The organism is Streptomyces sp. NPDC107546 (assembly GCF_055639175.1).
The window spans coordinates 57248-81277 of the sequence record NZ_JBVKBA010000003.1 but is presented as its reverse complement, the minus strand read 5'-3'; the positions used below and the strand labels follow the sequence as shown (position 1 = coordinate 81277).

At 71.2% G+C, this 24030-nt stretch carries 21 protein-coding genes; 14 read left to right on the top strand and 7 right to left on the bottom strand.

The window, feature by feature from the left end; translation table 11 throughout:
- A partial coding sequence (locus ACZ7L1_RS05195) for a DEAD/DEAH box helicase (RefSeq protein WP_471434331.1) occupies window positions 1-1947 on the bottom strand: 1947 nt, incomplete at its 3' end.
- 477 nt (window positions 1948-2424) lie between these two features.
- On the opposite strand from ACZ7L1_RS05195, the gene ACZ7L1_RS05190 reads away from it, so the two are divergent.
- Window positions 2425-3180 (top strand): ferritin-like fold-containing protein, encoded by a 756-nt coding sequence (locus ACZ7L1_RS05190; protein WP_471434329.1) that lies wholly within the window; start codon window positions 2425-2427, stop codon window positions 3178-3180.
- A gap of 176 nt (window positions 3181-3356) precedes the next feature.
- Here ACZ7L1_RS05190 and ACZ7L1_RS05185 read toward each other — a convergent pair whose 3' ends face one another.
- The 4 genes from ACZ7L1_RS05185 to ACZ7L1_RS05170 form a co-directional block, all read right to left on the bottom strand.
- Window positions 3357-3626, bottom strand: coding sequence for a hypothetical protein (locus ACZ7L1_RS05185; RefSeq protein WP_471434328.1), 270 nt, complete (start codon window positions 3624-3626; stop codon window positions 3357-3359).
- Between the two features lie 199 nt (window positions 3627-3825).
- Window positions 3826-4053: a DUF3107 domain-containing protein gene (locus tag ACZ7L1_RS05180; RefSeq protein ID WP_471434326.1), complete on the bottom strand. Its 228-nt coding sequence runs from the start codon at window positions 4051-4053 to the stop codon at window positions 3826-3828.
- A 194-nt stretch (window positions 4054-4247) separates the two neighbouring features.
- Window positions 4248-4892, bottom strand: a complete 645-nt coding sequence (locus tag ACZ7L1_RS05175; protein ID WP_471434324.1) for a TetR/AcrR family transcriptional regulator — start codon at window positions 4890-4892, stop codon at window positions 4248-4250.
- Between the two features lie 260 nt (window positions 4893-5152).
- Window positions 5153-5374, bottom strand: coding sequence for a hypothetical protein (locus ACZ7L1_RS05170; protein ID WP_471434322.1), 222 nt, complete (start codon window positions 5372-5374; stop codon window positions 5153-5155).
- Between the two features lie 246 nt (window positions 5375-5620).
- On the opposite strand from ACZ7L1_RS05170, the gene ACZ7L1_RS05165 reads away from it, so the two are divergent.
- The 13 genes from ACZ7L1_RS05165 (at window position 5621) to ACZ7L1_RS05105 (ending at window position 21267) form a co-directional block, all read left to right on the top strand.
- Window positions 5621-6709 (top strand): alpha/beta fold hydrolase, encoded by a 1089-nt coding sequence (locus ACZ7L1_RS05165; protein WP_471434320.1) that lies wholly within the window; start codon window positions 5621-5623, stop codon window positions 6707-6709.
- Window positions 6710-6717: 8 nt separating this feature from the next.
- A complete protein-coding gene (locus ACZ7L1_RS05160; RefSeq protein WP_471434318.1) occupies window positions 6718-8025 on the top strand; it encodes a DUF3152 domain-containing protein in 1308 nt (435 codons plus the stop codon).
- A gap of 56 nt (window positions 8026-8081) precedes the next feature.
- Window positions 8082-8174 carry an Ms4533A family Cys-rich leader peptide gene (locus tag ACZ7L1_RS05155; protein WP_471434316.1) on the top strand — a complete coding sequence of 31 codons (93 nt, stop codon included), beginning with the start codon at window positions 8082-8084 and terminating at the stop codon, window positions 8172-8174.
- Window positions 8175-8349: 175 nt separating this feature from the next.
- Window positions 8350-10062: an ABC transporter substrate-binding protein gene (locus tag ACZ7L1_RS05150; protein ID WP_471434315.1), complete on the top strand. Its 1713-nt coding sequence runs from the start codon at window positions 8350-8352 to the stop codon at window positions 10060-10062.
- Between the two features lie 4 nt (window positions 10063-10066).
- Window positions 10067-11092 (top strand): ABC transporter permease, encoded by a 1026-nt coding sequence (locus ACZ7L1_RS05145; RefSeq protein ID WP_471434313.1) that lies wholly within the window; start codon window positions 10067-10069, stop codon window positions 11090-11092.
- Window positions 11089-12087, top strand: a complete 999-nt coding sequence (locus ACZ7L1_RS05140; RefSeq protein ID WP_471434312.1) for an ABC transporter permease — start codon at window positions 11089-11091, stop codon at window positions 12085-12087. The genes ACZ7L1_RS05145 and ACZ7L1_RS05140 overlap by 4 nt, the downstream gene beginning before the upstream one ends.
- On the top strand, window positions 12084-13679 hold the full coding sequence (locus ACZ7L1_RS05135; protein ID WP_471434311.1) for a dipeptide ABC transporter ATP-binding protein: 1596 nt from the start codon (window positions 12084-12086) through the stop codon (window positions 13677-13679). The genes ACZ7L1_RS05140 and ACZ7L1_RS05135 overlap by 4 nt, the downstream gene beginning before the upstream one ends.
- 234 nt (window positions 13680-13913) lie before the next feature.
- The gene (locus ACZ7L1_RS05130; RefSeq protein ID WP_471434309.1) at window positions 13914-15644 is read left to right on the top strand and encodes a DUF3492 domain-containing protein; all 1731 of its coding nucleotides are present in this window, start codon (window positions 13914-13916) and stop codon (window positions 15642-15644) included.
- The gene (locus ACZ7L1_RS05125) at window positions 15641-16954 is read left to right on the top strand and encodes a hypothetical protein (protein ID WP_471434307.1); all 1314 of its coding nucleotides are present in this window, start codon (window positions 15641-15643) and stop codon (window positions 16952-16954) included. The genes ACZ7L1_RS05130 and ACZ7L1_RS05125 overlap by 4 nt, the downstream gene beginning before the upstream one ends.
- Before the next feature lie 183 nt (window positions 16955-17137).
- Window positions 17138-18097 carry an NAD-dependent epimerase/dehydratase family protein gene (locus ACZ7L1_RS05120; protein WP_388990998.1) on the top strand — a complete coding sequence of 320 codons (960 nt, stop codon included), beginning with the start codon at window positions 17138-17140 and terminating at the stop codon, window positions 18095-18097.
- The gene (locus ACZ7L1_RS05115; RefSeq protein ID WP_471434305.1) at window positions 18085-18834 is read left to right on the top strand and encodes a spherulation-specific family 4 protein; all 750 of its coding nucleotides are present in this window, start codon (window positions 18085-18087) and stop codon (window positions 18832-18834) included. Before ACZ7L1_RS05120 ends, ACZ7L1_RS05115 begins: the two co-directional genes overlap by 13 nt.
- A 63-nt stretch (window positions 18835-18897) precedes the next feature.
- A complete protein-coding gene (moeZ, locus tag ACZ7L1_RS05110) occupies window positions 18898-20076 on the top strand; it encodes an adenylyltransferase/sulfurtransferase MoeZ (protein ID WP_471434304.1) in 1179 nt (392 codons plus the stop codon).
- A 633-nt stretch (window positions 20077-20709) separates the two neighbouring features.
- The gene (locus ACZ7L1_RS05105) at window positions 20710-21267 is read left to right on the top strand and encodes a DUF3291 domain-containing protein (RefSeq protein ID WP_471434302.1); all 558 of its coding nucleotides are present in this window, start codon (window positions 20710-20712) and stop codon (window positions 21265-21267) included.
- 152 nt (window positions 21268-21419) lie between these two features.
- On the opposite strand, the gene ACZ7L1_RS05100 is transcribed toward ACZ7L1_RS05105, so the two are convergent.
- Both ACZ7L1_RS05100 and ACZ7L1_RS05095 read right to left on the bottom strand, forming a co-directional pair.
- Window positions 21420-22247 (bottom strand): class I SAM-dependent methyltransferase, encoded by an 828-nt coding sequence (locus ACZ7L1_RS05100; RefSeq protein ID WP_471434299.1) that lies wholly within the window; start codon window positions 22245-22247, stop codon window positions 21420-21422.
- 283 nt (window positions 22248-22530) lie between these two features.
- Entirely contained in the window at window positions 22531-24015 is a 1485-nt protein-coding gene (locus tag ACZ7L1_RS05095; protein ID WP_471434298.1) for an alpha/beta hydrolase, read from the bottom strand.
- Window positions 24016-24030: the final 15 nt, after the last annotated feature.

Sequence of the window (24030 nt, the reverse complement as noted above, 5' to 3'; positions counted from 1 at the left end):
GCGGGTGCGGCGGCGGGGCTTGGCCTCGGTGGCCTCGGCAGTGTCGACGGCCTCGGTGGCCTCGGGCGCGGCGTCGGCGGCCGGAGCCGCTTCGGCGGTCTTGCGGGTACGCCGACGCGGCTTGGCCTCGGTGGTCTCGGTCGCGGTGTCGGCGGCCGGGACCGTCTCGGCGGTCTTGCGGGTGCGGCGGCGGGGCTTGGCCTCGGTGGCCTCGGCAGTGTCGACGGCTTCGGCGGCCTCGGGCGCGGCGTCGGCGGCCGGGACCGTCTCGGCGGTCTTGCGGGTGCGGCGGCGGGGCTTGGCCTCCGTGGCCTCGGCGGTGTCGACGGCGGTCTCGGCGGCAGCCGGGGGTGCTTCCGTGGCAGCGGTGGCTTCGGGCGAGACCGGGGCGGGCTCGGCCGTCTTGCGGGTGCGGCGGCGCGGCTTCGTCTCCGTGGCCTCGACCGTCTCCACGGCCGTCTCCGCAGCCTCCGTGGCCTCCGGCGCGGCCGGCTCCGCGGTCACCGGCGTGACCGGTGCCGCTGTCGCCTCCACCGGCGCACCGCCGCGCATGCGGCGGCGTCGGCGGGGGGTACGGCGCTCCGCCGACTCGGTCGCCTCCGTCGCGGCCGTGTCCGTGGTGGCCGTGTCCGTGGTGGCCGACGAGTCCAGCGGCGTACCGCTCCGCGTACGGCGCCGACGACGCGGCGTGCGCTCCGGACGCTCGCCCTCCGCGGACGCGCCCGGGGAGCGACGGCCGCGCGAGCCCCGGCCGCCCGTCTCGCCGAGGTCCTCGAGCTCCTCCGCCGCGAGCCCGGCGCGGGTCCGCTCCGAGCGCGGGAGGACGCCCTTGGTGCCCTCGGGGATGCCGAGGTCGGAGAACAGGTGCGGAGAGCTCGAATACGTCTCCACCGGGTCGTTGAAGTCCAGCTGCAGCGCCTTGTTGATCAGCTGCCAGCGCGGGATGTCGTCCCAGTCGACGAACGTGATCGCCGTACCCTTGGCGCCCGCGCGGCCCGTACGGCCGACCCGGTGCAGGTACGTCTTCTCGTCCTCGGGGGACTGGTAGTTGATGACGTGGGTCACGCCCTCGACGTCGATGCCGCGCGCGGCGACGTCGGTGCAGACGAGGACGTCCACCTTGCCGTTGCGGAAGGCACGCAGGGCCTGCTCGCGGGCGCCCTGGCCGAGGTCGCCGTGGACGGCGCCGGAGGCGAAGCCACGGTGCTGCAGCTGCTCGGCGATGTCGGCTGCCGTGCGCTTCGTACGGCAGAAGATCATCGCCAGTCCGCGGCCCTCTGCCTGCAGGATGCGGGCGACCATCTCCGGCTTGTCCATGGAGTGCGCGCGGTAGACGAACTGCTTGATGTTCGCGACCGTCACGCCCTCGTCGTCCGGCGCGGTGGCGCGGATGTGCGTGGGCCGGGACATGTAGCGACGCGCCAGGCCGATGACCGCGCCCGGCATGGTGGCCGAGAACAGCATGGTCTGCCGCTTGGCCGGCAGCATGTCGATGATCTTCTCGACGTCGGGCAGGAAGCCGAGGTCGAGCATCTCGTCGGCCTCGTCGAGCACGAGGCACTTAACGTGCTTCAGGTTGAGCTTCTTCTGCCCGGCGAGGTCGAGGAGCCGTCCGGGGGTGCCGACGACCACGTCGACGCCCTTCTTCAGGGCCTCCACCTGGGGCTCGTAGGCCCGCCCGCCGTAGATCGCGACGACCCGTACGTTCCGCACCTTGCCCGCGGTCAGCAGGTCGTTCGTCACCTGGGTGCACAGCTCGCGCGTGGGGACCACGACGAGCGCCTGCGGCGCGTCGGTGAGCGCCTCGGGCTTCGCGCGGCCCGCCTCCACGTCGGCGGGGACGGTGACGCGCTCGAGGAGCGGGAGTCCGAAGCCCAGCGTCTTACCGGTACCGGTCTTGGCCTGACCGATGACGTCGGTGCCGGAGAGGGCTACGGGGAGCGTCATCTCCTGGATGGGGAAGGGATTGATGATGCCGACGGCTTCCAGGGCCTCGGCCGTCTCGGGAAGGATTCCGAGTTCTCGAAAAGTCGTAGTCAGGGTGCTGCCTCTTCTGTGTGGGCGGCGCGAGGCGAGCGGGGGGGTCGTGACCGTGCCGGATGACGTCGGCCTGCTTGGGGGACGGGCCTGTGGCACGGGACCACGCCGACGCTCCAGCGCTCGTACCGCTGAGGGTCCCTCCGAACGCGTACGCAAGGTGCCGTACGCCCGAGGAGGGCTGTCGGGTCGGAGCCGATCGGGCCACCGACCGGGCATCCTCATACATGCGGCCCGTCGAGATACGCCGTCTTCATAGACGTACGCACTCAGCAGGCGCATTACCACCATACCCCGGAATCGCGCACTCGCGGTGGCCGATTCGGTCACGTAGCCGTCATCACACTGATTGACCAGGGACTTCCAGGCGCCGGTGAGCGGGCTATTGTGCGCTTCATGACGACGCCTGACAACGCCCCCGACAGCCCCGAGGCCCCCGCCGGACCCACCGGAGTGGCCGCCCAGGACTGGGCGACCGCCTCCGCCGACCCGCAGTACCGTGCCGCGATCGTGGACCTGTTGGGCGCGCTCGCGTACGGGGAGCTGGCGGCGTTCGAACGGCTCGCGGAGGACGCGAAGCTCGCGCCGACGCTGACGGACAAGGCGGAGCTGGCGAAGATGGCGTCCGCCGAGTTCCACCACTTCGAGCGGATCCGGGACCGGCTGAAGGAGATCGGGGCCGAGCCCACGGAGGCGATGGAGCCGTTCGTGGCGGCGTACGACAGCTTCCACAGGCAGACGGCGCCCTCTGACTGGCTGGAGGGGCTCGTCAAGGCGTATGTGGGCGACTCGATCGCGAGTGACTTCTACCGCGAGGTCGCGGCCCGCCTCGACACCGACACGCGCGAACTCGTCCTGGCCGTCCTCGACGACACCGGGCACGCCGGTTTCGCGGTGGAGAAGGTGCGCGCCGCGATCGACGCGGAGCCGCGCGTGGGCGGCCGGCTCGCCCTGTGGGCACGGCGGCTGATGGGCGAGGCGCTGTCGCAGTCCCAGCGGGTGGTGGCCGACCGGGACGCGCTGTCCACCATGCTGGTGGGCGGTGTGGCGGACGGCTTCGACCTCGCGGAGGTCGGCAGGATGTTCTCCAGGATCACTGAGGCCCACACGAAGCGGATGGCGGCGCTGGGGCTGGCTGCCTGAAACCCCCTGGCGCCGGCCGCCGGGGTGCCCGGGCCGAGCATGCTGTCCGTCCGGCCGTCACCGTACGCCTCGGCGGCGGTCGGCCGTACGGCGCGGACCACCCGGTACCTCACCACAGGTGTCCCGGCCGTCGCCGTCTGCGGCGGCCGGCTTCGGGTCGGCCCCGGCGGCGGCCCTCAGGCCGTCGCCGAGCGGCGGCGAAATCTTTCCGCGGGCCTCAGCAGCAGGGAGAGCGACGCCGCCGAGACCACCAGCGCCCCGGCCAGGATCACCAGGAGACCCGCCGGGCCGAGCGCGCTGTGGGTGAGGAACGCGCCGAAGAGCGCTCCCGCCGTACCCGTCGACAGCACCAGGACACGGCTGGGCAGACGGTGCGGCAGCCGACGTACGGCCACCCACGCCAGGGCGAGCCCGAGGACGGCGGAGCCGAGCGCTTCCAAGAGCATGACGAGGTTCCCTCCCGCACGGCTGCTGCCAGGGCAAATCGGTCGTAGCCGGTATTACCCGCGGCGCGCGGAACACAATCATCCCCTGTGGGGCGGATGTGCTCCGACTGTGTGTTCCCCGAGCGGCACGCTCCCCGGGCGGCGCAAAGGGCCCGGCGGTACACCGACCGCCGGGCCCCTTCCGCTGCTCCGTCCGGAACTACAGCGCGCCGAAACCCACCTTGCGCGGGGTGGGCTCGCCGATCTCCACGTAGGCGAGACGCTCGGTCGGGACCAGGATTTTGCGGCCGTGCTCGTCCACCAGGGACAGCAGCTGCGACTTGCCGGCCAGCGCCTCGGACACGACGCGCTCGACCTCCTCGGCACTCAGCCCGCTCTCCAGAACGATCTCGCGGGGCGCGTGCTGCACGCCGATCTTGACCTCCACGGCTTTGTCCCTCCGACGGTCAGTGATGTGCGCGGCCGTCCGCGCCGTACCAGCACACATTAGCCCGGTGAGGGGACGTACACGCTCCGCTCCGGCACGCCAGGAGCGAACACCCGCCGGGAACAAAACAGCCGTACGGCCGCGCCCGGTGGTGTCCGGACGGGGCCGTACGGCGTCGATCGGTCCCCGAGGGGTCAGTGGTGCTGTTCGCTCCCGTGCAGCGGGAAGCCGGCGATGCCCCGCCACGCCAGCGAGGTCAGCAGCTGGACCGCCTGGTCGCGCGGCACGCTGCGGTCGCTGTGCAGCCAGGAGCGCGCCACCACCTGGGCCAGGCCGCCGAGCCCCGATGCCAGCAGCATCGACTCGGCCCGCGACAGACCGGTGTCCTCAGCGATCACGTCGCAGATCGCCTCCGCGCATTCGTTCGCGACCTTGTCCACGCGCTCACGCACCGCGGGCTCGTTCGTCAGGTCCGACTCGAACACCAGCCGGAAGGCGCCGCCGTCGTCCTCCACGTACGCGAAGTACGCGTCCATCGTGGCCCGCACGCGCTGCTTGTTGTCGGTCGTCGACGCCAGCGCATTCCGAACCGCCTGCAGCAGGGCCTCGCAGTGCTGGTCCAGCAGGGCCAGATAGAGGTCGAGCTTGCCCGGGAAGTGCTGGTAGAGCACCGGCTTGCTGACGCCGGCGCGGTCGGCGATGTCGTCCATCGCGGCCGCGTGGTAGCCCTGCGCCACGAAAACTTCCTGCGCGGCGCCCAGCAGTTGGTTCCGTCGGGCACGGCGCGGCAGGCGCGTGCCCCGCGGGCGTGCCGCCTCTGTCTGCTCGATGGCTGTCACGCCGCCTCCCAAAATCGTCCACATGCGGTGTGCGCCGCGCCGCCATCGTACTTTTCGGTAACCCTGCTGTGCGCGGTGCGAACGCAGAATTTCACGGACCGGACGGCGGCGAAAGCCGTGCGGAACGCGCCATTCACGGGCAGGGCGGGCGAACGGACGCCCCGGCACCGCGTGGCGGACCGCGACCGCTCACCTTACGCACTCGTTCCGTTACCTGGCGTGGTCGTCGTGCCTCACCGATCTGGCCGCCCTCCGAGCGCTCACCGGTAGTCGTCCTCGTCCAGGGCGACGATGCGCGCCTGCTCCGCGAGGTCCGCCTCGTTGGCGCGCAGGATGTCGTCCCCGGACAGGGTCTCGTCCCGCTCGGGGGCCAGTTCGGCGTGCTGTTCGGCAGCGTCGTTCTCCGGGGCCTCCACGTCGAGTTCGGCGGCGTCGTTCGCCTCGTCCTCGAACGTCTCGGGATCAGTGGGGTCTACGGCCATGATGGGCTCCCTTCCTAGAACTCCTGGAACTCCTGGAACGTCCCTGAAGTGGCGGGGTCCATATGCGGGTGCCCTGCTACGAGCCTAGGAGACACAGGATCCGGACGCTATGTGTGAGGAGAGGCTCCGCGTGGTGCAGGGAACGCTTCCGGCCGGGCGTCGCCCGACCTGATCCGAAGGGCGGACCGCAGTCGTTGTGACAGCGAACACACGAACCACTGCGTGATCGTCTCGTAACATTGCCGCATGTCTTCGACCGAGTTGCCGTCCGTCGCGGCCGCCAATGTTCTCCCGAAGGTGGCACCCGTCAGGGTCGAGGAAGGCGAGCGGCTCAGGTCGGTGGCGCTGCCGGGGATCACGCTGACGGTGAGGTCGAGACCACCGCGGCACGAGGGGCTGCCGCCCGCGCTGTACGTCCACGGACTCGGGGGTTCCTCCCAGAACTGGTCGGCGCTCATGGCGCTGCTCGACGGGCATGTGGACGGCGAGGCCGTCGATCTGCCGGGCTTCGGCGACTCGCCGCCGCCGGACGACGGCAACTACTCCGTCACCGGGCACGCGCGTGCGGTCATCCGCTATCTCGACGGGGCCGGACGCGGTCCTGTGCACCTGTTCGGCAACTCGATGGGCGGAGCCGTCGCCACGCGCGTGGCGGCCGTCCGCCCCGATCTCGTGCGCACGCTCACGCTCGTCTCGCCCGCGCTCCCCGAGATCCTCATCCAGCGGGGCGCCATCCCGACGGGCCTGCTCGCGCTGCCCGGGGTCGCCGCCCTGTTCACCCGGTACACCAAGGAGTGGACGGCCGAACAGCGCGTCCGCGGGGTCATGGCGCTGTGCTACGGCGACCCCGGACGGGTCACGCCGCAGGGCTTCCGCAACGCGGTCGAGGAGATGGAGCGGCGGCTGAGGCTGCCCTACTTCTGGGACGCGATGGCACGCTCGGCACGCGGGATCGTGAACGCCTACACGCTGGGCGGACAGCACGGGCTGTGGCGCCAGGCGGAGCGGGTCCTCGCCCCGACGCTGCTCGTCTACGGCGGCCGGGACCAGCTGGTGTCCTTCCGCATGGCCCAGCGCGCGGCCCGGGCCTTCCGCGACTCCCGCCTGCTGACGCTGCCCGAGGCCGGGCATGTCGCGATGATGGAATACCCGGACGTGGTGGCCGCGGCGTTCCGCGAACTCGTCGCGGACGCGGGCGAGTCGGGCGCGGGCTCGGCGAGCGGGGGTTCGGCGGCGACGGGCGGGACCTCCACGGGGGCCTCCATGCAGGCCACCGGGACCCCCCTGCAGGACGCGGCGAGTGACGACACCGGCACGGCGGACACGGGGAGCTGAGACGCGGCGTGGGACGACACAGCCGCAAGGGGCGGGGCGACAGCACGAGCGGTGACACGGAGGTGGGGCCGGGCATATCCGCGGCGCTGGGTTCCCCACTGGGCGGGGCGGTCGGCGGCACGCGTCGTACGGCCGACGGGACGCCCGCCCGAGGCGTTCCGCGGTTCGCCGACGGCACACCCGCCCATGGAGTGCCCCGCCTTCCCGACGGCGCCCCTCAGGCCCGCGGCGGTCACCCGGAGCATCGCGAAGGCGGCGGCGCCTGGGGAGACTTCGAGGCCGGTGCGGCTCAGGACGCGCCGCGCCAAGGTGTCGTCCCCCGTATCCCGCGGCAGCGGTCGCAGCCCGGCCCCCGTCAGGAGTACCTCGACGCCTTCGACGAGGACGAGGACGTCTTCACTCCGCGCCGCACCGCTCGCGCCCCGCACGCACCCCTGGCCGAAGAACGCCACCCCGGCGCCCAGACCGAGGAGACCGCGTCGCCCACCGGGACCGGTGAGGCCGCACGCGGCAGGGGCGGCAGGGGACGTTCGTACGCCGGGATCGTGGCCGCCGCCGTGACCACCGTGCTCGCGGTCGTCGTCGCCGGCCAGTTCCTCGCCGGACAGCACCGCGCCGCCGCACCGTCCCGGGCCGCCACGGACCAGGCCCGCGACACCTCCGGTCCGGTCACCGGTGCCGATCCCACCGTCTCCGTCTCGCCCGGGGCCGTGCCGCTGACGTACGAGCAGGCGATGGACAGGACGTACCCGCTCAGCGCCACGCTGAAGGGACCCGGCACGTTCTCCGCGGTCCCCGGCACCGCCAAGGCACCCGGCACCGGACGGAAGTACACCTACCGCGTGGACGTCGAGAAGGGCCTCGGTCTGGACGGCGAACTCTTCGCCCAGGCCGTGCAGAAGACCCTCAACGACGACCGCAGCTGGGCGCACAACGGCGCCCGCACCTTCGAGCGCATCCACACCGGCAAGCCGGACTTCGTGATCACGCTGGCCAGCCCCGGCACCACCGCCGCCTGGTGCGCGAAGTCGGGCCTCGACACCACGGAGGACAACGTCTCCTGCGACTCCGCCTCCACCGAGCGCGTGATGATCAACGCCTACCGCTGGGCGCAGGGCTCGACGACGTACGGTGACGAAATTCACGCCTACCGCCAGATGCTGATCAACCACGAGGTCGGCCACCGCCTCGGCTACGGCCATGTGACCTGCGACAAGAACGGCGAGCTCGCCCCGGTCATGCAGCAGCAGACCAAGTTCCTCGACCACGACGGCATCCACTGCCGTCCCAATCCCTGGCCCTACCCCGGGAGTTGACGGGCGCAGCTCTCGTCACATTGACACGCGCTGAAAGTTCGTTCATATTGCTGCCCATGTCGCCCCGTCATGCCCCCCGTCGCGCCGCCATCGAGCTGGCGCTCATCGGCGTGACCGCGCTCTGCGTGGCCGACATCCACTGTCGCTGACGCCCGCCTCAGGCGTACGCGTCGCGACCTCATCTTCCGTGACCCGTCGGCATGTGCCGACCGTTTCGTGTTTTTTCGACGACCCGGCGCCGAGGCAGACGTCTGACCAGTTTTGTCTCACATTTTCGCTAATCCGTCTCGCCATGCGAGATGATCCCGAGAGGTCGTCATTCCGATGCGTCAACCGTCCGTCACAGCGCGCCGTGTGGCAGCGGCATCCGTCAGCCTGGTCGTGGCAGCGGGCGTCGCCGCCTGCGGGCCCAAGGACAACGGTGTCAAGGCTTCCGGTGGCGACTCCACGCCGCACAAGGGCGGCACGCTGACCGTCCTGAACTCCGATCCGCAGCAGGACTTCGACCCGGCCCGCCTGTACACCTCCGGCGGCGGCAACGTCCCCTCCCTCGTCTTCCGCACGCTCACCACGCGCAACCGCGCGAACGGCGCCGCCGGGACCAAGGTCGTCCCGGACCTCGCCACCGACACCGGGCGCCCGAGCAAGGACGCGACCGTGTGGACGTACACCCTGAAGACGGGCCTGAAGTACGAGGACGGCACGCCGATCACCTCAGCCGACATCAAGTACGGCATCGAGCGCTCCTTCGCCCCCGAACTCTCCGGCGGCGCCCCCTACCTCAGGGACTGGCTGGTCGGCGCGGCGGACTACCAGGGCCCGTACAAGGACAAGAAGGGCCTCGACGCGATCGAGACCCCGGACAGCCGGACCATCGTCTTCCACCTGAACAAGCCCGAGGGCGAGTTCCCGTACCTGGCCACGCAGACCCAGTTCACGCCCGTCCCGAAGGCCAAGGACACCGGTACGAAGTACGAGGAGCACCCGATCTCCTCCGGCCCGTACAAGGTCGTCCAGAACCAGAACGACGGCGAGCGGCTCATCCTGGAGCGCAACACGTACTGGTCGGGTGACGACCAGCGCAAGGCCTACCCGGACAAGATCGACGTACGCTCCGGGCTCGACTCCTCGGTGATCAACCAGCGACTGTCCGCGTCCCAGGGGACGGACGCCGCCGCGGTCACCACGGACACGAACCTCGGTCCGGCCGAACTCGCCAAGGTGACGGGCGACAAGGAGCTGGCCGCCCGCGTCGGCACCGGCCACTTCGGCTACACGAACTACATCGCGTTCAACCCGACCATCAAGCCGTTCGACAACGCCAAGGTGCGGCAGGCGATCTCGTACGCCATCGACCGGTCGTCCGTCATCAACGCGGCGGGCGGCTCCTCGCTGGCCGAACCCGCCACCACCTTCCTCCCCGACCAGAAGTCCTTCGGCTACACGTCGTACGACCCCTTCCCGGCCGGGGCGACCGGCAACCCGGCCAAGGCCAGGGAGCTGCTGAAGGAGGCCGGTTACGCGAACGGACTCACGATCACCCTCACGCATTCCAACGACAAGAACTTCGAGACCAGCCCGGAGATCGCGACCGCCGTCCAGGACGCCCTGAAGAAGGCCGGTATCACCGTCAAACTGCAGGGTCTGGAGAACAACGACTACAAGGACAAGATCCACAGCGTCAAGACGGAGCCCGGCTTCTTCCTGGCCCACTGGGGCGCCGACTGGCCCTCCGGCGGTCCCTTCCTGGCCCCGATCTTCGACGGCCGGCAGATCGTCAAGGACGGCGCGAACTTCAACACCGGCCTGCTGAACGACAAGTCCGTGAATGCCGAGATCGACGCGATCAACAAGTTGACGGATCTCAACGCCGCCGCCGAGCGCTGGGGTGCACTGGACAAGAAGATCGGCGAGCAGGCCCTGGTCGTGCCGCTGTTCCACCCGGTGTACAAGCGCCTGTACGGCAAGGACGTCAAGAACATCGTGATCAGTGACTGGACCGGTGTTCTGGACATCTCGCAGGTAGCGGTGAAGTAGCACCGTGAGCGAGGCACTTGTCGCCGTCGAGGCCGCCGGGACGGACGTACCCGTCCCGGCGGCCTCGGGGGCCCGTCTGTTCTGGCGGCGGCTGCGGGCACAGCGCGCCGTCCTCGTCGCCGCGGCCGTCGTCGCGCTGCTCGTCCTGGTCGCACTCGCCGCGCCGCTGCTCACCGCGCTCGAGGGCCAGGATCCGACCACGTACCACCCGACGCTCATCGACTCGGCGCGCGGCGGTGTCCCCATAGGGTCGTTCGGCGGCATGAGCGGCGACCACTGGCTCGGTGTCGAACCGCAGACCGGACGCGACCTGTTCGCGCGGCTCGTGTACGGCGCGCGGGTCTCGCTCGGCGTGGCACTCGCCGCCACGGTGGTGCAGGTTCTGCTCGGTGTCGTCATGGGCATCGCGGCCGGACTCGGCAACCGCTGGGTCGACCTGGTCCTGAGCCGGATCACCGACATCTTCATCTCCATGCCGCTGATGATCATGGCGCTCGCGCTGCTGGCCATCGTCCCGAGCAGCTTCCCGCGGCCGGTGCTCGTCGCGCTCATCGTCGGCCTGGTCTCCGGCTGGGGCACGCTGTCGAAGATGGTGAGAGCCCAGACGCTCACGCTCAAGGGGCTCGACTACGTCTCCGCCGCCCGGCTCAGCGGCTGGAGCACCGTCCGGATCGGCCGCCGCGAGCTGCTGCCCGGCCTGGCCGCGCCCGTCATCACGTACGCCGCGCTCCTGGTGCCGCAGAACATCTCCGTCGAGGCCGCCCTGTCCTTCCTCGGCGTCGGTGTGAAGCCCCCGACGCCGTCGTGGGGGCAGATGCTCACCGCGGCCGACGTCTGGTACCAGGCCGCCCCGCAGTACCTGCTGCTGCCCGCGGGCGCGCTCTTCGTGACCGTCTTCGCGCTCACCGTCCTCGGTGACGGGGTCCGTACCGCGCTCGACCCGCGCGCGGCCTCGCGTCTGCGTGTCGGAACCGGACGCAAGCGGGAGGCCAGGGCGGACGCGGCCGCACGGAAGGAGGACCGGGCATGAGCGGCTTCGGCGGTTTCGTACTGCGCCGTGTCGTCGGCGCGCTGGTCACCCTACTCGCCCTCTCAGTGATCATCTACGTCGTCTTCTACGTGACCCCCGGCAACGTCGCCCAGATCACCTGCGGACCGCGCTGCTCGCCGGAACAGGTGCACCAGGTCGCCCAGCAGCTCAAACTCGACGACCCGCTGTACGTGCGCTACTGGCATTTCCTCCAGGGCCTGTTCGCCGGCCAGGACTACTCGACGGGCACGTCCGTGGAGCACTGCCCGGCGCCCTGCCTCGGCCTGTCGTACCAGAGCGACCAGCAGGTCACCGACCTCATCCTGGGGAAGCTGCCGGTCAGCTTCTCGCTGGTGCTCGGCGCGATGGTGATCTGGCTGCTCCTGGGCATCGGCACCGGTGTGCTGTCCGCCTGGCGGCGCGGCAGGGTCACCGAGCGGGCGCTGACCGCGATCACGCTCGCCGGCGTGGCCACACCCGTGTTCGTCATCGGCCTGATCCTGATGATCGTCATCTGCGGCCAGCTCCAGCTGCTGCCCTTCCCGCAGTACGTCGACTTCACCGACGATCCCGAGCAGTGGGCGTGGAACCTGCTGCTGCCCTGGCTCTCGCTCGCCCTGATCGAAGCCGCCAACTTCGCCCGGCTGACCAGGGCCTCGATGCTGGAGACACTGGCCGAGGACCACATCAGGACGTTCCGTGCCTACGGGGTCGGCGAGCGCTCGGTCATCGCGCGGCACGCGCTGCGCGGAGCGTTCGCGTCCGTCATCTCCCTGAACGCCGTCACCTTCGGCTCGGCCGTCGGCGGCGCGGTGCTCACCGAGACGCTCTTCGGACTGCCCGGCATCGGACAGGAACTGGTCCAGGCGGTGAAGGTCGTCGACCTGCCGGTCGTCGTCGGCATGGTCCTGGTGATCGGTTTCTTCGTGGTCCTGGCCAACGCCGTCGCGGACGTCCTGTACGCGGTGGCCGACCGACGGGTGGTACTCGCATGAGCCTGGTGGAAGTCACGAACCTGACCGTCGAGTTCGGCTCCCTGCGCGCCGTCGACGGCCTCTCCTTCCGGCTTGACGAGGGCGCCGCCCTGGGTCTCGTCGGCGAGTCCGGCTCCGGCAAGTCGACCGTCGCCTCCGCGCTCCTCGGTCTGCACCGCGGCACGGGCGCCCGGGTGACCGGCTCGATCCGGGTCGCCGGCACCGACGTCGGGCAGGCGTCCGACGACGACCTGAGGCGGCTGCGCGGCGGCAGAGCCGCGATGGTGTTCCAGGACCCGCTGTCGTCCCTGGACCCGTACTACGCGATCGGCGACCAGATCGCCGAGGTGCACCGGGTGCACACGCGCGCGTCCCGGCGTGCGGCACGCACGCGTGCCGTCGAGGTGCTGGACCGGGTGGGCATCCCGGACGCCGCACGACGGTCCCGCTCGCGCCCGCACGAGTTCAGCGGCGGAATGCGCCAGCGCGCCCTGATCGCCATGGCACTCGCCTGCGAACCCGACCTGCTGATCGCCGACGAGCCCACCACCGCGCTGGACGTGACGGTCCAGGCCCAGATCCTCGACCTGCTGCACACCCTGCGCGAGGAGACCGGGATGGGGCTGCTCCTCGTCACGCACGACGTGGGCGTCGCCGCGGAGAGCGTCGACGAGGTGCTCGTCATGCGGCACGGCAGGGCCGTCGAGCACGGCGCTGTCGCGACCGTGCTGGGGGAGCCCCGTGAGGAGTACACCCGCGAACTGCTGGGCGCCGTGCCGCGGGTGGACGCGCCGCGTGTCGAGGAGAGCGCCGCGTCGGACGAGATCGTCCTCGAGGCGGTGGGACTGCGCCGCGAGTTCGGCCGCGGCAGACGGAAGTCGACGGCCGTCGACGACGTGTCGCTGACCGTGCGGCGCGGCGAGACGCTCGGCATCGTGGGGGAGAGCGGCAGCGGAAAGACCACCCTGGGGCGCATGCTGGTCGGGCTGCTGGAACCCACGGCCGGCGAGGTCCGCCACGGGGGCACCAGGCGGACAGGGGCGGACCCGGCCGTGCAGATGGTCTTCCAGGATCCCGTCTCCTCCCTCAACCCCCGGCGCAGCGTCGGCGAGTCCATCGCCGACCCGCTGCGGGCCCGCGGGGAACGCGACGAGCACCGCATCCGGGGGCGCGTGCGCGAACTGCTGGAGCGCGTGGGCCTCGACGGGGCGCAGTACGAGCGGTACCCGCACGAGTTCAGCGGTGGCCAGCGCCAGCGCGTCGGCATCGCGCGGGCACTCGCCGCGAAGCCGCGCGTCATCGTCTGCGACGAGCCGGTTTCCGCGCTGGACGTCACCACCCAGGCGCAGGTCGTGGCTCTGCTCGCCGAGTTGCAGCGCGAACTCGGGCTGGCACTCGTGTTCATCGCGCACGACCTCGCCGTCGTGCGTCAGGTCAGCGACCGGGTCGCGGTGATGCGGCATGGCCGCGTCGTCGAGTACGGCGGCACCGACGAGGTGTACGAGTCGCCCGGGGACCCGTACACCAAGCAGCTCCTTGCGGCCGTCCCCGCGCTGGATCCGGCGGTCGCGGCCGAACGGCGCACCGCTCGCAGGGAGCTCACCGCCGCGTGACCGGCCGTACGGCCGAAAGTGAGCCATGAACCGGCCTCCGGGCGAACGACGGGAGTTCGACGACAGGGCCTAGCGTGATCGAACGCTGCCTGTGCGGGAAAGTTACGCCCGTTCACCCCTTTTGGTGGCGCGACGGACAACCGTCCGTCGCGCCACCGCCCCGTCCGCGTACGTTCGTCCCGCTGCGGGCCGCCGGACGACGGCGGCTCCCTACGGGAGATCGGGGGTGCACACGTGCGCATCGGACTGCTTACTGAGGGTGGCTATCCGTATGTGAGCGGTGACGCCAGGCTCTGGTGCGACCGGCTCGTGCGCGGACTTCGGCAGCACGAGTTCGACGTCTACGCGCTCTGCCGCACCGAGCGGCAGGAGGCCGATGGCTGGATCCCGCTGCCGCCGCACGTCGGCCGGGTACGCACGGCACCCCTGTGGACCGCGCAGGACGACGGGGTCGCGTACGGGCGCCGGGCGCGGCGGCGGTTCACCGAGGCGTACGGGGAGTTGGCCGCCGCCCTGTGCGCGGGAACGGAACCAGGGGCGCCGCAAGGGGCGTCCGAACAGGTCGGCCCCGAGGCGGACCGTTTCGGCAGCGCTCTCTACGCGCTCGCCGAACTCGCCCGTGACGAGGGCGGACTGGCCCGCGCGCTGCGTTCCGAGGCCCCCGTGCGTGCCCTGGAGGGCGCCTGCCGCGCGCCGGGCGCCCTCCGGGCGGCGCGTGCGGCGGGCGTCCCCGACCTGCTGGAGGTGGCCGCATACGTCGAACGCGCCCTGCGCCCCCTCTCGCTCGACTGGTACGAGGACGACGGACTCGGCTCCGTCGACCTCTGCCACGCCACGTCGGGCGCCGCCGCGGCCCTGCCCGGGCTGCTCGCCGGGCACTTCGCCGGCATTCCGCTGCTGGTCACCGAGTACGGAGTACGGCTGCGGGCGCACTACCTCGGCGCGACGGACGAGACGCGCCCGGTGCGCGCGCTGCTCGCCTCCTTCCAGCGCCGGCTGGCCGCCGAGGTCTACCGGCGGGCCGCCTGCGTCACGCCCGGCAACGCCCACGCCCGGCGCTGGCAGGAGCGGTGCGGTGCCGACCGCGCCAAGCTGCGCACCGTCTACCCCGGCATGGAGGCGTCCCGCTTCACGGAGGTGGGCGAGGCCGCCGACCGTGCCGACCCGAACACCCTGGTCTGGGTCGGCCGGGTCGAACCCGCCAAGGACCTGGTCTGCCTGCTCCACGCCTTCGCGGAGATCCGCAAGGTGGAGCCGAAGGCCAGGCTGCGTGTCGTCGGGACCGCGGCGGACGCCGAGGGGGCGGAGTACCTCGGACAGTGCAGGGCCCTGGCCGCGCAGCTGTTCCCGGACGAGGCGGAGGGCGTGCACGCCGTCGGCGACAACCCGGTGTCCTTCGAGGAGATCGGCGGCCCGGAGGTGCCCGACCTGGCGGAGGCCTACGCGGCCGGGGCGGTCGTCGTCCTGTCGAGCGTCGTCGAAGGGTTTCCGATCAGCCTGGTGGAGGCCATGTTCTGCGGTCGCGCGACGGTGTCCACGGATGTGGGCGCGGTGGTGGAGGTCATCGGCGGCACCGGCCTCGTGGTCCCGCCGCGCAACCCGCGGGCGCTCGCGGAGGCGTGCCTGGCGCTGCTGCGCGACCCCGCGCGCCGTGAGCGCCTCGGCGCGGCCGCCCGCGCACGAGCCCTCGAACTGTTCACCGTCGAGCAGAACGTGGCGGCATTTCACGGCATTTACCTGGAGATCGTCTCCCATGCGCCGGTACGGCGGGTCGTGGTGGACGACACGGGCGAACCCCTGCCCTTCGGAGCGCCCGCGGAGGCCCATCTGCCCGGCCGCTGGACCGAGCCCCGGCTCCCCGGCGCCCGACCCCGCTGGGCATGCGCGCAGGACGCCGCGACCACACCCGTACGCGCCGCCATGCGGCCGCACGCAGCCGTTCCGGCAGCGGAGGGCGCGCGATGAGAGACGTGAGAGACGTGGGCGAACGGGCCCGCTCCGACGCCTGGGACACCAGGCCCGAGGAATGGGACCTGGAGGCGGAGGGGGCGTACGCGAGCGCGGAGGAGACGACGCAGGCGCGCACAGGGGCCGTCGCGGCGGACCGTGCGCCCCAAGCCGTCGCGGCGGAGGCTGCGCCCCACACGGCCGGTGTCGTGCGCGCTGCGGACGCCGGGAGCGCGGACCCCACCCGTAAGCCCCCCGCCCGCCGAGGCGCCGCCGACCCCGTCAAGGCGCTCATGCACCGGCACCGCGAGCTGTGCGAACGGGCCGTCGACCCGCTGGAGATCGCGGCCGGTCTGGAGGCCCACGGACTGACCGACCGGGCCGCCGCCCGCTACCGGCACCGGGACGTCTTCGCGCTCGCCGAGGAGATGTACGCGCGTGTACCCCGCGACGACGACCGGCCCGCACCGCGCCCCGCCCCCAGGGGCAGCGAGCGCGAGCACCGGGCGTGGACCGTCCTCGCCCTGCTCCCGGGCGCCCTGTGCACCGCCGCCGTCCTCGGCCTGCGGGCCACCGAGGGCCGGGCCCACCTCGCCGTCGCCGTACTCGGCGCCCTCGCCGTCACGCTCGGCCTGCGCGTGGCACTCGGCCGTGGGCCGCTGCACGCCCCTGCTCACGCCACCTCAGCCGCCGCGCGCGTGTGGACATGCTGGCTGCTCGCCTATGCCTTCCTCGGCGACGGCCTGCTGCGCGCCGCCCTGGACGGCGGCCCCGACAGCCTCCGGCCCCTGGCCACCGCGCCCGTTCTGGCCCTCGCTGTGGCCTGCGGCCCGGCCGCCTGGTGCGCCCGCCTCTTCTCCGTCCACGCCCGCCGCAGACTCGCCGCGAGCCGCGGCCTTGAGGAGTTCGCGGCCTCCGTTACCCCGCTGTTCCTCGGCGTGTTCGCACTCTTCCTGGCCGCTCTCGCCGCACTGCTCGCGCTCACCGGAGCCCTCCTCGGCGAACCCGCCGTCCCGGTCGGAGCCGGTGTCCTGGGCGCGCTCCTGCTGCTCGCCCGGCTGCTCGCCGTCCACGGCGCCGGGCGGGCCCCGACCGTCGTCCTCGGCATCGCGTCCGCCGTCGAGGCGACCGCTCTGGCCACGGTCTTCGCCGCCCGGCTCCCCGGCTGCTCCACGCTGGTCACGCCGGTCGAGACCCTGACCGACGCCTGGGGCGCCGAGGCCGTACCGGCCCTCGTCTGCGCGCTGGCCGCCCTGACCCTGCTGATCCACGCGATCCGCACCCTGACCCGGGCCTCGGCCCATGCCCGGCCGCCCGGATCACCCTGAGCCGTCGGCCCATGGCCACTGGGACGTCATGGAGCCGCGACCGCCGCCCGGGACCCGGTCCCCGGCACCCCTCCCGCGGGGCCGACACCGCGGGGCCTCTCTCATCCCACGGCACCACCCTCGTAAGGAGAAACGCCAGATGATCACCTCCCGAACCGGAGAGTCCGCCCCGGGAGCCGCCCGATGAGGGTCCTGCTGATCGGAGCCAACGGATACATCGGCCGCTTCGTCGCCGACCGCCTGCTCGCCGACCCGGCCGTGCAACTCACCGCGCTGGGACGCGGCGACGACGCCGACGTACGGTTCGACCTCGCCGCCGGCAGCCCCGGCGCACTCACCCGCTTCCTGGACGCCGTACACCCCGGAGTCGTCATCAACTGCGCCGGTGCCATCCGCGGCGGCGCCCGCGAACTCACCCGGCACAACACCGTCGCCGTCGCCACCGTCTGCGAGGCCCTGCGCCGCAGCGGCTGCGGGGCCCGCCTGGTGCAGATCGGCTGCAGCGCGGAGTACGGACCCAGTCAGCCCGGCTCCTCCACGGCCGAGGACGCGGTCCCGCGCCCCGGCGGCCCGTACGGCGTCAGCAAGCTCGCCGCCACCGAACTCGTCCTCGGCTCCGGGCTGGACGCCGTCGTGCTCCGGGTGTTCTCGCCCGCCGGGCCCGGCACCCCCGCCGGATCCCCGCTCGGCCGCCTCGCCGAAGCCCTGCGTCGCGCCATGCAGTCCGGCGACGGCGAACTCAAGCTCGGCGGCCTCGGCGTCCAGCGCGACTTCGTCGACGTACGCGACGTCGCCCGCGCCGTCCACGCCGCCTCCCTCTCCGCCGCCCAGGGCGTGATCAACATCGGCTCGGGCCGCGCCGTGCGCCTGCGTGACGCCGCCGCCGTCCTCGCCCGCGTGGCCGGCTACGGCGGCGCCCTGCACGAGCTCGACGGCCCGCCCAGCCCGGTGCGGCCGGTCCTCGGCCACCACCGGGGCGACCCCGAGCACGCCGTCCCGGTCGCCCATCCCTACCCGGACGGCTGCGGCAGCTGGCAGCAGGCCGATGTCCGCACAGCCCGCGACCGGCTGGGCTGGCGGCCCCGGATCAACCTCGAGGAGTCCCTCGCGGACATCTGGATGGAGGCGGCATGCCGCATCTGACCAACACCCCGGCGAGCACCGCGAGCACCGACCTGGGCCTGGGCCTCGGCACCCCCGGCTATGCGCACCCCCTGCTCGCGCCCGAGGAGTGGGGCGCACTCGCCCGTCCGGGCACCCCCGTGCACTGGGCCGCCCTCAACGTGAGCAACGGACCCGGCACCCGGCCCGACCCGCACTGCCTGCAGGCCGCGGGGCGGCTGCACACCGCCGGCGTCCGTGTTCTCGGTCACCTCGACGTCGTCTGGGGCGCCCGCTCCTTCGGCGAGTTGATCTCCGAGGCGGACCGGTATCTCGACTGGTACCAGGTCGACGGCTTCCTCCTGGACCGCTGCCCCACCGAACGCGCCCTCCTTCCCGAGACCGGCCGCACGGTCACCGCGCTGCGCGAGCTCCTCGGCCTCGGGCACATCGTCCTGGGCCACGGCAGCCACCCGTATCCCGGATACGCCGAACACGCCGACCAGCTGGTCACCTTCTCCGGCTCCTGGAGCGACTACCGCTGGTCGCAGGTCGCCGAGTGGACGGCCGAGCATGCGCCCGAGCGCTTCTGCCACTTCGTGCACGGCGTCCCCCGCGGCCACCTCGAGGAGGCGCTGCGCATCGCCCGCTGGCAGGGCGCCGCCACGATCTGGTTCACCGACCGCACGGACCGCGGCGGCCGCACCGTCCCCTGGGAGACCATGCCCGGCTACTGGGACGACATCGTCTCGCGTCTCGGAACGGGTGTCTCGGAATGAAGAAAGGCGTGGCAGTGTTACCAGGAGAACAACCGTAGTGATTGACCGACCAACGGAGTCCCCGTGTCGCTGCCACCCCTGGTCGAGCCGGCTTCCGAGCTCACCGTAGACGAGGTCCGCAGGTACTCCCGCCACCTGATCATCCCCGATGTCGGGATGGACGGGCAGAAGCGGCTGAAGAACGCCAAGGTGCTCTGTGTGGGCGCCGGCGGTCTGGGCTCGCCGGCGCTGATGTACCTGGCCGCGGCGGGCGTGGGAACGCTCGGCATCGTGGAGTTCGACGAGGTCGACGAGTCGAACCTGCAGCGGCAGATCATCCACAGCCAGTCCGACATCGGCCGCTCCAAGGCCGAGTCGGCGCGCGACACGGTCAAGGGCATCAACCCCTACGTGAACGTGGTCCTTCACGAGGAGCGGCTCGAGGCCGACAACGTGATGGACGTCTTCAGCCAGTACGACCTCATCATCGACGGCACGGACAACTTCGCGACCCGCTACCTGGTCAACGACGCGTGCGTGCTGCTGAACAAGCCGTACGTGTGGGGTTCGATCTACCGCTTCGACGGCCAGGCCTCCGTCTTCTGGTCGGAGCACGGCCCCTGCTACCGCTGCCTGTACCCGGAGCCCCCGCCGCCGGGCATGGTCCCCTCCTGCGCCGAGGGCGGCGTCCTCGGTGTGCTGTGCGCGTCCATCGGCTCCATCCAGGTGAACGAGGCGATCAAGCTTCTCGCGGGCATCGGCGAGCCGCTGGTCGGCCGACTGATGATCTACGACGCCCTGGAGATGCAGTACCGCCAGGTCAAGGTCCGCAAGGACCCGAACTGCGCGGTCTGCGGTGAGAACCCGACCGTCACCGAGCTCATCGACTACGAGGCCTTCTGCGGCGTCGTCTCCGAGGAGGCCCAGGCGGCGGCCGCCGACTCCACGATCACTCCCAAGCAGCTCAAGGAGTGGATCGACGACGGCGAGAACATCGAGATCATCGACGTCCGCGAGCCGAACGAGTACGAGATCGTCTCCATCCCGGGCGCCAGGCTGGTCCCGAAGAACGAGTTCCTGATGGGCACCGCCCTGGAGACCCTCCCGCAGGACAAGAAGATCGTCCTGCACTGCAAGACGGGTGTCCGCAGTGCGGAAGTCCTCGCAGTCCTGAAGTCGGCGGGCTTCTCCGACGCCGTCCACGTGGGCGGCGGCGTGATCGGCTGGGTCAACCAGATCGAGCCGCACAAGCCGGTGTACTGATCAGCCTGCTGGCTGACCAGCGAGACAGAAGAAGCCCACGGCTCTGACCAGCTCAGATGCCGTGGGCTTCTGTCGTTGTCGGTCGGCGTCGGGTGACTTCGCACGGCCCAGGGACGGCCCGGGGCTGACAGTGTCACTCTTCCGCCGTACTGGCTATTGAGCCCCGTTTCCGGGCGATGCATGCGTTGGAGCGTCCGTGCGCGGCGTGCAGCACCGCCTGTGCACGCACCCGCAGCCGGCGCTCGGTCTTGTGGCCGTGGGCCATCTTCTTCAACCGCACGCGTTCGGCGGCACTCGGGGCTGTCGGACAGGGGGTGCGGACGGGCATGGCGGGCGAACCGATCGGCTGAAGTGGATCACTGGTACCCCGCAGCCTGCCGCGCCCGTCACCGCCCCAGCCCCCGCAATGACCGGTGCAAGAGGCCACTTGGACAGGGAAAACGCAACTTCGACATGGCCCGCGGAGGCGGCTACCTTCACCTGGTGTTCGGCGATCGCCCACGGTCGCACAGGAGTTCCTTCAGGCTGAGCCACCCGCGACGGGATGAGTCGGTCACGCCCCACGGATCCTCGCCCCCATGCGTAAGCCACCGAACCGGGTCCACACCAGGCACCCCGACCAGGGAGAGACACATGCCCCATCTTGCGCTGTACACATTCGGCGTCCTGAAGTCACCTCTCGCCGATCCCGCACCTCTCACGCGCGAGTTCTACGACAGGGGTGAGGCCGTCTACCGGAAGATCAGTCAGCACCCCGGGTACCTCGCTCGTGCTGAAGCGGCAGACGGTGACCGGGGCATGCTCTTCGAGGCGGACTGGGGTGCATGGGGAGAGTTCGCCGTACCGACTTGGTACGGCAAGGGCCGTACAGTGGAAACCACCGCCCTCGCCGCGACCCTCTCACTCTGGACCGACCTGCGCCCCGCCTTCGACGCCGTCTACACCGGTCTGCACCGTGCGGCGCTGAACAGGCGTTACGACTGGTTCGAGCGGACAGGGCACCCAAATTACGTGATCTGGTGGGTCTCCGACGGCGTGATACCCACCTGGCAGGACGGGGTTTCCAGGCTGGAACACCTCCACGACCACGGCTCCGCGCCGCACGCCTTCACCTTCCACCACTCGTTCGCCCCGGAGGGAATTCCGACCAGGATCAAAGGCATCGGGCCGAAGAGCGACCAGGTTCGCTGACAAGGAAGCCTGAACGACTGGGTTCGCTGTCGAACGCCTCGATTGAATGACGGCGAACAGATGCGTCTGCGCTACGGCGGATCCGCCAGTACCCGGGGCTTCGCCCTCTACCTCGCGAGCACCGATGAGTCCTTCGGCTTGGCAGCCTCGATTCACTCGGCGCGCTGGCCGACACGGAGGACGCTCAGATACCGGCGTGATGCTCGGTCGCCCATCCGTGTGCGGATGCGCTCGGCGATGGCGTCGAGCAGGGGCTCACGGACGTCGCGGTCGAGCCCCCGATACAGCGACGTCGAGCGAAGGAGATCGGCGAAGCCTTCCCCGTCGAACCACTGAACGGTCGGGTACCAGCGCACGATCGTTGGGCCGAACAATCCCCCGGGATCGTCGACCAGGCCCCAACCCTCGTCGGTGGCGCGCACATCGTCCTCCAGCGGCGGATGACCCCAGCCGGGGTTCCCGGGGCAGAACCGCTCGTGGAGATCGGCGGTCTCGGCGTACACCTCCGGCTCTCCCGGTCGACGGACAACGACGTTGCCGAGCAATGCCATCCAGCCTCCGGGATAGAGCATGTCGTGCGCTCGCGGCCATCCAATCGCCGGGTCGACCCAGTGCCACGACGACGCAGCCACGAGAACGTCGAAGCGTCTACCGCGGTCGTCCCACTCCTCAAACGCCGACGTCTCGACTTCGACGTTGCGGAAGGAGGCGATCTGCTGGCGAGCGAGTGCGGCCATGTCCGCGCCCGGCTCGATGGCGGTCAATGAGCATCCCAACGCTGCCAGCGAGCGCGTCGCCTGACCGGTACCGCAGCCCACCTCCAGCACCGACGACCTTTCGTCCATGCCTGTGACGGCGACAAGGTCCGCGAACAGCTCGTCGGGGTACCCCGGCCGGACCCGGTCGTAGAGCTCTGGCACATCGTTGAACACCCGGCCGAGGTCATGTCGATTCGGGCGCATCGTCGGATCATCAGTCACGAGCGCACAAGCTATGAGGTTCGTCTACGGGGAGGCCACTGGTTTAACGCCCGGGACCCATGACGGTCACAGCGGATTGCGCTGCCTGTCCGGCCTGGTCCATTGGCGGGTGAAGCTTGCCGCGGCACGGCCCCACGACGGCCCAGGAGGGGTGAGGATGCAGGAAACGCGCAGGTCATGCCGTATGCGGCCTGACTTGCCGGTGTACTGAGCCTCGGCTCATCTCCTGCTTGCGACGGGGGGGGTCTTTCGGTGCCATGGGTGTCCGAAGCCCCCGCCGTCGTCATGAACAGACCGTTCCATCCTTGGGCACGGTTCCGTTCAGCAGATACGCGTTCACCGCGGAGTCCACGCAGGTGCTCCCGCTTCCGTACGCTCCGTGGCCCTCCCCCTTCCAGGTGAGCTCCACTCCGACACCCTTGCCCAGCCCGTCGGCCATCTTCCGGGCGCCCTCGTAGGGAGTCGCGGGATCCCCGGTGTTGCCCACCAGCAGCACCGGCGCGGCTCCCGGAGCGCTGACCACCGGGTGGTCGAACTCTCCGGCCACCGGCCAGTCGTGGCACCAGCCGGCCGTGTCCCAGCCCAGGAAGTCGCCGAAGACGGGTGAGATCTTCTCGAACTCCGGCAGCAGCTTCTTCACCGACTCGGGTGTCGGCCGCTGCCTGTCGTCCAGGCACGATATGACCCGTTGCGCGTGTGTCGTGGTGCCGTAGTGGCCCGACGGGTCCCGCTCGTTGTAGTCGTCGGCCAGCGTCAGCAGCCCGGAACCGTCGCCGGACTCGGCCGCCTGGAGGGCGCTGGTCAGCATGGGCCAGCTCTGCTTGCTGTAGAGCGGCAGCACGATGCCGGTGACGGCCAGTGTCTGGGTGAGCTCCCGGCCCGACGATGTCGGCAGCGGCTTCGCGTCGATCCGCCGGAGCAACTCGGCGATCCTCGTGGAGCCCTGCTTCGGGTCCTGCCCCGTCGACCTCAGATAGTCGTCCAGCGCGCGCTGGAACCCGAGGGCCTGGTTCTTCGCGTGGCCGACGCTGTCCGCGGTGGGGTCGACGACGGCGTCCAGCACCATGCGCCCCACGTTCTTCGGGAACAGGTGGGCGTACACGCCACCCAGTTCGGTGCCGTACGAGATGCCGAAGTAGTGCGTCGTCCGGTCGCCGAGGACCTGGCGCATCAGGTCCATGTCCCGCGCGGTGTCGGTCGTCGAGACGTGCCCGAGCAGCTTTCCGGCTGCCTCCGCGCAGCCCTTGCCGAAAGCGGCGGCGTCATCGAGGTACGCCTTCTCCTCGGCGGTGTCGTCCGGTGTCACGTCGATGCTCTCGGCGGCGTGGATCGCCTGGTCGCTGCGGCAGCGGATCCCCCCGCTGGCCCCGACGCCGCGAGGATCCCAGCTCACCAGGTCGTACCGCTCGTGCAGGGTGGAGACCGTGCTCGCGAACGACGGCATCATGGACACCCCGGAGCCGCCCGGACCGCCGAAGTTGAAGAGCAGTGAGCCGATCCGGTTGCCTCCGTCGGCCCGGGACCTGATCAGGGCCAGGCCGATCGTCTCACCGTCCGGCTTCGCCCAGTCCAGCGGTGCCTTCAGCGTGGCGCACTGCCAGTCGCCGCTCGGCGCCGACGCGCCCTTGCAGCGGCCCCAGTCGAGCTTCTGCGAGGTGAGCGAGGAGGGCAGCCCGGACGTCCCGCCTCCGCCGGACGAAGCGCCACCGCAGCCGGCCACCAGCAGCGCGGCGGCGATCGCGGCCGTCCACCGTGGGAAACGTGACATCTGTGCACCCCCTCA

Excerpts from the sequence above, each read along its gene's own strand:
- ACZ7L1_RS05135 (WP_471434311.1), top strand. The coding sequence starts at position 12,084 with ATGAGCCTGGTGGAAGTCACGAACCTGACCGTCGAGTTCGGCTCCCTG.
- ACZ7L1_RS05095 (WP_471434298.1), bottom strand. The coding sequence starts at position 24,015 with ATGTCACGTTTCCCACGGTGGACGGCCGCGATCGCCGCCGCGCTGCTG.
- ACZ7L1_RS05105 (WP_471434302.1), top strand. The coding sequence starts at position 20,710 with ATGCCCCATCTTGCGCTGTACACATTCGGCGTCCTGAAGTCACCTCTC.
- ACZ7L1_RS05115 (WP_471434305.1), top strand. The coding sequence starts at position 18,085 with ATGCCGCATCTGACCAACACCCCGGCGAGCACCGCGAGCACCGACCTG.
- ACZ7L1_RS05165 (WP_471434320.1), top strand. The coding sequence starts at position 5,621 with ATGTCTTCGACCGAGTTGCCGTCCGTCGCGGCCGCCAATGTTCTCCCG.
- ACZ7L1_RS05125 (WP_471434307.1), top strand. The coding sequence starts at position 15,641 with ATGAGAGACGTGAGAGACGTGGGCGAACGGGCCCGCTCCGACGCCTGG.
- ACZ7L1_RS05170 (WP_471434322.1), bottom strand. The coding sequence starts at position 5,374 with ATGGCCGTAGACCCCACTGATCCCGAGACGTTCGAGGACGAGGCGAAC.
- ACZ7L1_RS05185 (WP_471434328.1), bottom strand. The coding sequence starts at position 3,626 with ATGCTCTTGGAAGCGCTCGGCTCCGCCGTCCTCGGGCTCGCCCTGGCG.
- ACZ7L1_RS05155 (WP_471434316.1), top strand. The coding sequence starts at position 8,082 with ATGTCGCCCCGTCATGCCCCCCGTCGCGCCGCCATCGAGCTGGCGCTC.
- ACZ7L1_RS05140 (WP_471434312.1), top strand. The coding sequence starts at position 11,089 with ATGAGCGGCTTCGGCGGTTTCGTACTGCGCCGTGTCGTCGGCGCGCTG.
- ACZ7L1_RS05120 (WP_388990998.1), top strand. The coding sequence starts at position 17,138 with ATGAGGGTCCTGCTGATCGGAGCCAACGGATACATCGGCCGCTTCGTC.
- ACZ7L1_RS05150 (WP_471434315.1), top strand. The coding sequence starts at position 8,350 with ATGCGTCAACCGTCCGTCACAGCGCGCCGTGTGGCAGCGGCATCCGTC.